The organism is Stenotrophomonas sp., from assembly GCF_036662295.1.
Lineage (GTDB): Bacteria > Pseudomonadota > Gammaproteobacteria > Xanthomonadales > Xanthomonadaceae > Stenotrophomonas.
Map to the genome: position 1 here is coordinate 1 of NZ_JAVWXA010000007.1, position 6,996 is coordinate 6,996.

8 protein-coding genes are annotated in these 6,996 nt (G+C 68.4%); 4 read left to right on the forward strand and 4 right to left on the reverse strand.

What is annotated here, in order from left to right:
* Nucleotides 1-178: 178 nt before the first annotated feature.
* Both alr and RSA25_RS02505 read right to left on the reverse strand, forming a co-directional pair.
* Nucleotides 179-1,255 carry an alanine racemase gene (alr, locus tag RSA25_RS02500; RefSeq protein ID WP_332807346.1) on the reverse strand — a complete coding sequence of 359 codons (1,077 nt, stop codon included), beginning with the start codon at nucleotides 1,253-1,255 and terminating at the stop codon, nucleotides 179-181.
* Complete coding sequence (locus RSA25_RS02505; RefSeq protein WP_332807347.1) at nucleotides 1,234-2,544, reverse strand: D-amino acid dehydrogenase; 1,311 nt, start codon at nucleotides 2,542-2,544, stop codon at nucleotides 1,234-1,236. The genes alr and RSA25_RS02505 overlap by 22 nt, the downstream gene beginning before the upstream one ends.
* 149 nt (nucleotides 2,545-2,693) lie before the next feature.
* Between RSA25_RS02505 and RSA25_RS02510 the strand changes: the two genes are divergently transcribed.
* Entirely contained in the window at nucleotides 2,694-3,173 is a 480-nt protein-coding gene (locus tag RSA25_RS02510; protein WP_017356503.1) for an Lrp/AsnC ligand binding domain-containing protein, read from the forward strand.
* Nucleotides 3,174-3,234: 61 nt separating this feature from the next.
* Here RSA25_RS02510 and RSA25_RS02515 read toward each other — a convergent pair whose 3' ends face one another.
* Together RSA25_RS02515 and RSA25_RS02520 are read right to left on the reverse strand one after the other, a co-directional pair.
* Nucleotides 3,235-3,402: a lana protein gene (locus RSA25_RS02515; RefSeq protein WP_332807348.1), complete on the reverse strand. Its 168-nt coding sequence runs from the start codon at nucleotides 3,400-3,402 to the stop codon at nucleotides 3,235-3,237.
* Nucleotides 3,403-3,558: 156 nt separating this feature from the next.
* Nucleotides 3,559-3,972, reverse strand: coding sequence for a classical arabinogalactan protein 4 (locus RSA25_RS02520; protein ID WP_332807349.1), 414 nt, complete (start codon nucleotides 3,970-3,972; stop codon nucleotides 3,559-3,561).
* Between the two features lie 140 nt (nucleotides 3,973-4,112).
* Here RSA25_RS02520 and msrB point away from each other — a divergent pair, with 140 nt between their 5' ends.
* The 3 genes from msrB to motB all read left to right on the forward strand — a co-directional run bounded on the left by msrB (nucleotide 4,113) and on the right by motB (nucleotide 6,517).
* Entirely contained in the window at nucleotides 4,113-4,580 is a 468-nt protein-coding gene (msrB, locus tag RSA25_RS02525) for a peptide-methionine (R)-S-oxide reductase MsrB (RefSeq protein ID WP_332807350.1), read from the forward strand.
* A gap of 128 nt (nucleotides 4,581-4,708) precedes the next feature.
* Nucleotides 4,709-5,563, forward strand: a complete 855-nt coding sequence (motA, locus tag RSA25_RS02530; RefSeq protein WP_332807351.1) for a flagellar motor stator protein MotA — start codon at nucleotides 4,709-4,711, stop codon at nucleotides 5,561-5,563.
* Nucleotides 5,564-5,572: 9 nt separating this feature from the next.
* Nucleotides 5,573-6,517 (forward strand): flagellar motor protein MotB, encoded by a 945-nt coding sequence (motB, locus tag RSA25_RS02535; RefSeq protein WP_332807352.1) that lies wholly within the window; start codon nucleotides 5,573-5,575, stop codon nucleotides 6,515-6,517.
* The last annotated feature ends 479 nt before the right edge of the window (nucleotides 6,518-6,996 follow it).

The following is a 6,996-nucleotide window of genomic DNA, read 5'->3' on the forward strand; positions in this document are numbered from 1 at the left end:
GAGCCCACAAGGACGTGTTTACGGCGTGTCCCGCACCCCCGCCCGTACCCGCCCCGCGCACGAAAGCGCCGCACTCGCGAGCCGTTGATCTGCTCTGCTCTGCTCTGCCCAACAATCAAACGAAGCCAAAAAAACGGCGCCCTCAGGCGCCGTTCTTCAAACCTCGACCAACACCAGGTCAGCCGCCCACGTGCTCGTGCGGCACGCGTTTGACAGCGCAGGGCAGCTGATAGGCGCTGACGCCACACAACGGCGCCAGCACGTCCAGGCGCGGTGATGCGCCCCACAGCGTCACGCGGCTGCCCACCCCCGCCTGTGGCAGGTCGGTCAGGTCCACCGTCAGCATGTCCATCGATACCCGCCCGATCAGCTGGCCCGGCGCATCGTCGATCATCACCGGCGTCCCGTTCGGCGCGAACTGCGGGTAGCCGTCCGCGTAACCCAGCGCTACCACGCCCACGCGCGTCGGCCGCTCGGCCACGAAGCGCGCACCGTAGCCTACCGGCTCGCCCACCCCGATCTCACGCACCGCGAAAATCTTCGACTCCATCGTCATCACCGGGCGCAACCGCGCGCCCAGCCCAGCATCGTGCGGCAACGGGTTCGCCCCGTAGAGCATCAGGCCCGGCCGCACCCAGTCGCTGCGCACGTCCGGCCAGCCCAGCAGCGCCGGCGAATTGCACAGGCTCGTCTCCCCCGCCAGCCCCTCGATCGTCGCCGCGAACAACGCCGCCTGCTCGCGCGTGCGCGGGCTGTCCAGCTCGTCCGCGCGCGCCAGGTGGCTCATCAGCACCATCGGCCCCACCTGCGGCAGCGCCGACAGGCGCGCATGCGCCGCGCGGAAGTCGGCCGGTGACAGCCCAAGCCGGTGCATGCCGCTGTCCAGCTTCAACCAGATGCGCAGCATCGCCGTCGTCTCAAACGCCGCCACCGCCTCCACCTGCCACGGCGTCCCCACCGCAAACCACAATTCATGCTGCACGATCAGCGGCAGTTCCTGCGCATCGAAGAACCCTTCCAGCAGCACGATCGGCGTGCGGATGCCCGCCTCGCGAAGTTCCAGGGCTTCTTCGATGCAGGCCACCCCGAACGCATCCGCCTCGCCTTCCAGCGCGCGCGCGCACGCGACCGCGCCGTGCCCGTAGGCATCGGCCTTGATCGCGGCCAGGGTCTTGCGTTGGCCACCCAGTTCACGGGCCAGGCGGAAATTGGCGCGCAACGCGTCCAGGTCGATCAACGCGCGGGCTGGGCGCATGCTTTGGGCTCACTATGAACAACGGACGCGGCCGCATGGCCGTAACGGAAGATATCCAGGCCTTCGGTGCTGATCTGCGGCTGGCGCGCGCTCATCAGGTCGGCCAGGTAGCGACCCGACCCGCAGGCCATGGTCCACCCCAGCGTGCCGTGGCCGGTGTTGAGGAACAGGTTGCGGTACGGCGTGGCGCCGATCACCGGCGTGCCATCGGGGGTGGCCGGGCGCAGGCCGGTCCAGAATTCGGCGCGCGACAGGTCCCCGCCGTGCGGGTACAGATCGCCCACCACCTTCTCCAGCGTGGCGCGGCGCTTGGGCGACAGCGACAGGTCGAACCCGCCCACCTCGGCCATGCCGCCCACCCGGATGCGGTCGTCGAAGCGGGTCACCGCCACCTTGTAGCTCTCATCCAGGATCGTCGAGGTGGGCGCCATGGCCGCATCGGTGATCGGCAGGGTGAGCGAATAGCCCTTGAGCGGGTACACCGGCAGGCGCAGGCCCAACGGGTCCACCAGCGCCGGCGAATAGCTGCCCAGCGCCACCACGTAGCGGTCGGCGGTCTCCACCTTGCCGTCGATCCGCACGCCGGTGATGCGGTCGCCGTCGGTCTGCAGCCCGGTGATGTCCTGCTCGAAGCGGAACTCCACCCCGGCGTCCACGCACATCTGCGCCAGGCGGCGGGTGAACAGCTGGCAGTCGCCGGTCTGGTCGCGCGGCAACCACAGCGCCCCCACCAGCGTATCGGCCACTGCGGCCAGGGCCGGCTCGTGGGCGATGATGCCCTCGCGGTCCAGCACCTTGTAGGGCACCCCGTACTGGGCGAGCACCTCGATGTCCTGGGCCGAGGCGTCCAGCTGCTGCTGGGTGCGGAACAACTGGGTGGTGCCCAGGTCGCGGCCCTCGAAGGCGATGCCGGTCTGCGCACGCAGCTCGTTCAGGCAGTCGCGGCTGTACTCGGACATGCGCACCATGCGCGCCTTGTTGATGGCGTAGCGCTCATGGGTGCAGTTGCGCAGCATCTGCGCCAGCCAGGCGTACTGGCGCCAGTCCAGCCCGGGCCGGATCGCCAGCGGGGCATGCTCGGAGAACAGCCACTTGACCGCTTTCAGCGGCACGCCCGGCGCCGCCCACGGCGAGGTGTAGCCGAAGGAAAGCTGGCCGGCGTTGGCGAAGCTGGTTTCGAGGGCCGGACCGGGCTGGCGGTCCACCACGGTGACTTCAAACCCGGCCTGCCGCAGGTACCAGGCACTGGTGGTGCCGATCACGCCGCTGCCAAGGACTAGAACGCGCATGCTGCTTCTCCAACCCGATCATTCCCTGCACTGAGGCGTGCGGGGACCATAATTGGGCAAGTATATTCCGGCCAAACCAAGCATTTCGCCTGTTTTTAGGAGTAAAGGCAGGGTATTGTCGCGCCAACCCCCATCACTGGATGACGCCCATGGCCGTGCGCGCCCGCGAACTGGACAAGATCGACCGCAAGATCCTGCGCATCCTGCAGGCCGAGGGCCGGATCTCCTTCACCGAACTGGGCGAGCGGGTCGGCCTGTCCACCACCCCGTGCACCGAACGGGTGCGCCGGCTGGAACGCGACGGGGCGATCACCGGCTACTACGCCAAGCTGGATCCGCACTATCTCAAGGCCAGCCTGCTGGTGTTCGTGGAGATCAGCCTGGCCTACAAATCCGGCGACATCTTCGAGGAGTTCCGTCGCGCCGCGCTGAAGCTGCCCAACGTGCTGGAATGCCACCTGGTGTCGGGCGATTTCGACTACCTGCTCAAGGCGCGCATCAGCGAGATGGCGTCCTATCGCAAGCTGCTGGGCAGCACCCTGCTGACCCTGCCGCACGTGCGCGAATCCAAGAGCTACATCGTGATGGAAGAGGTCAAGGAGACCCTGACCCTGCCGATCCCGGACTGAGCAGGCCAACGCAAAAGGCGGCGCGCTTGCGCGCACCGCCTTCGATCATGCCTTGCGCGCGTCAGCGCTGTTGCTTGGAATCGGGGTGACGCTGCTGGTCAGGCTGTTTGCCTTTCTGGTTCTGCTGGTCCCACTGCTGCTGATTCTGCTGGCCGGCCTTCTGGTGCTGCTGACTGCCCTGCTGTTCCTGCGGCATCTTGCCGCCTTTCTGGTTCTGCTGGTTGGTCATGATTGCACTCTTCTGGAAAAACCTTGGAATACGCCGCGTTTTGGCGCACGCACAGAGTCCGGGAATTCCAGTTAATCGCAGGCGAAAAAGCAGTGAGGTGCGGCGTTGATGCAGATGACTGCGCGGGCCGGTTTGTAAAGCATTCATGCGCGGCCGCTACGGTTTGATCTGCTGCCCATCGCCGCTGGGGATCGCGTCGTAGTACTTGCCGGTGCGGGTATCGAGCACGCGGTTGGGCCCGACCTTCTGCGCACCGGGAATGATGCGGCCGTTGCGGTCATAGACCTTGGTCTGCACCGCCGGGCCCTGGATGGGTTGGGCCGGGCCGGTGCCCTGGGCCTGGATCGGCGGGCGCGCCAGCCGCTGCTCCACCTGGCGGTTGCTGGCGCGCTGGGCGGCCGGGCCATCGGCCGGCTCGCTGCGCACCGGGGCCGGCAGCGGCGCGGGGGCCGGCTGGCTGACCGGGGCGGCGCGGGTGGCCGTCGGGTCCGGCGGCGGGCCGATCTGGGCAACGGCCACCGCCGGCAACAACAGCGCCAGCGCGGCGGCACAGCGGAGGTGACGGGACATGGCGGGCTCCGGCAGGGGGATCGCTGCACTGTGCGCCCACGCCGGTATCGGCACCATGAATGGCCCGGGTACGGCCCCCGACCGGCTTGAAGCGCCGGCCGCCGGCCCAATCTCAACTGCACCCCTGCGAGGAACCGCCGATGACCGCCTTCGATCTCTCTCCCCCCAGCGACGCCCAGCGCCAGGCCCTGGAAGCCGGCCTGAGCGCCGACGAGCGCCGCGTGCTGCTCCAGCACGGCACCGAAGCCCCGTTCTGCGGCGTGTTCCTGGACAACAAGCAGGACGGGGTCTACGGCTGCCGCCTGTGCGGGCTGCCGCTGTTCCGCTCCAGCACCAAGTTCGACTCCGGCACCGGTTGGCCCAGCTTCTTCGCCCCCTTCGATCCAGCCCACGTGCGGGAGATCCGTGACATCAGCCACGGCATGATCCGCACCGAAATCGTCTGCGCGCGGTGTGACAGCCATCTGGGTCATGTGTTCCCCGACGGCCCGCCGCCCACCCATGAGCGCCACTGCCTCAATTCGGTGTCGCTGGGCTTCACCGCCAATGGCCAGGCCTATCCGGACCCCTTGCAACGCGGCGGTGCCGAGGCGCAACCGGCCGGCTGACGGGCGTCGGGGCCGGCCCGGACCGGGTCGGCGGGATCACAAAAGTGTGACGTCGAGCGAACGGCCCCCTTCAGAAAACCTGAAGGCGGGCCGACATGGAGAGGTATCCCCTACTCCGCGCCCGCCCCATGCTCATCATCGTTGGATTCCTCGTTGTCATCATCAGCGTGCTGGGCGGCTACGTCGGCGCGCACGGCAAGCTGGGCGCCCTGTGGCAGCCCTACGAACTGGTCATCATCGGCGGCGCGGCCCTGGGCGCGTTCCTGGTCGGCACCCCGATCAAGACCGTCAAGCAGACCCTGCAGGCCACCGTGGGCGTGTTCAAGGGCCCGGCCTACAAGCAGCAAGACTACATCGACGTCCTCAGCCTGCTCTATGAACTGCTCAACAAGGCCCGCCGCGAGGGCTTCATGGCGCTGGAAGACCACGTCGAGCGCCCGGCCGAGAGCAGCATCTTCGCCAACTACCCCAAGGTGCAGGCCGACCACCACCTGGTCGACTTCATCACCGACTGCCTGCGCCTGATGATCGGCAGCAACATCGAGCCGCACGAGCTGGAGCCGCTGCTGGAGCTGGAGCTGGAAAAGCACCACGCCGAAGCGATGCAGCCCTCGGCGGTGCTCAACAAGGTCTCCGACGGCCTGCCCGGTTTCGGCATCGTGGCCGCGGTGCTGGGCATCGTGATCACCATGGGTTCCATCGGCGGGGCCATCGAGGAAGTGGGCGCCCACGTGGCCGGCGCGCTGGTCGGCACCTTCCTGGGCATCCTGATGGCCTACGGCTTCGTCAGCCCGCTGGCGGCCGCCGTGGAAGCGCGCGCCGAACAGGACAGCCGCATCTACGAGTCGGTCAAGACCGCGCTGCTGGCCTGCCTGCGCGGCTACAACCCCAAGATCGCGCTGGAATTCGCCCGCAAGACCCTGCCCTCGAACGTGCGCCCGGGCTTCAGCGAATTCGAAGCGCACCTCAAGACGGTCAAGTAAGGCACCGCCATGGCCGAGAACAAACCCACCGTCATCGTCCGCCGGGTCAAGAAAGCCGGCCACGCCGCCCACCATGGCGGTGCGTGGAAGGTTGCCTATGCCGACTTCGTGACCGCGATGATGGCCTTCTTCCTGGTGCTGTGGCTGATGGCGGCCACCACCAAGCCGGAGCGCCAGGCGATCTCCGAGTATTTCCGCAACCCCAGCCCGCTGACCGGGCAGAGTTCCACGCCGGCGCCGGGCATGGCCGGGCCGGGCGGGGCCAGCACCTCGATGATCAAGCTGGGCGGGGCCACGGACATCTCGCGCGGCAACAGCAACGACCCCTTCCAGAACCAGCAGGCCGAAAAGCCGGTGCCGCAGAACGAGCGTGAGCGCGAACAGCAGCAGCTGGAGGCGCTCAAGCAGGAGCTGGAGGAGGCCATCAGCAAGAGCCAGGCGCTGGAGCCGTTCAAGGACCAGCTGCTGCTGGACCTCACGCCCGAAGGCCTGCGCATCCAGATCGTGGACAAGCAGAACCGGCCGATGTTCGACATGGGCAGCGCCGCGCTCAAGCCGTACACACGCGAGATCCTGCGCGAGCTGTCGGCCTTCATCAACCACGTGCCGAACCGGATCAGCATCACCGGCCACACCGACACCACCGCGTACAACGCCGTGCACGGCTACAGCAACTGGGAGCTGAGCGCCGACCGCGCCAACGCCGCCCGCCGTGCCCTGCTCGACGGCGGCATGACCGAAGACAAGGTGACCCGCGTGGTCGGCCTGTCCTCGTCGGTGCTGTTCGACAAGACCCAGCCGGACAACCCGATCAACCGCCGCATCAGCATCGTGGTGATGACCAAGGCCGCCGAGGCCGCCGCCCTGGCCGGGGCCGGGCAGGAAGTGGCGCTCTCGCCCACCGCCGCCGACGCCGACATCCAGGCCCCGCAGGCGCCGCCGGCCACGCCCTGACCGGGGGCCGGTCGGCATTCGGTGGGGCAGCCGCCTGCCCGCCGGGGGATGCGGGCACCGCGCCCTGGTGACGGCCGCACGCCCGGGCGATGCGGACGCCGCGCCTTCGACGGCCGCACGCCCGAACGATGCGGACGCCGCGCCTTGGTAGGGTCGCGCCCCGGCCGACTGCACGCGGATGGGCAACGTTCAATGTGGGCATGACCTTCGACGGCATGGCCGTTGCCGGATGCCATGTCGATGGAGGTCATGCGTTCCCGGACGTGGCCCGTTCATCGGCGGTCGGTTGGGACCCGACCCTACCGCGGGTTGGCTGCGGCGGAATGACCGTTCCTGGATGCCATGCCGATGGAGGTCATGCGTTCCCGGACGTGGCCCGTTCATCGGCGGTCGGTTGGGACCCGACCCTACCGCGGGTTGACTGCGACGGCATGGCCGTTGCCGGATGCCATCCCGGTGGAGGTCATGCGTTCCCGGAC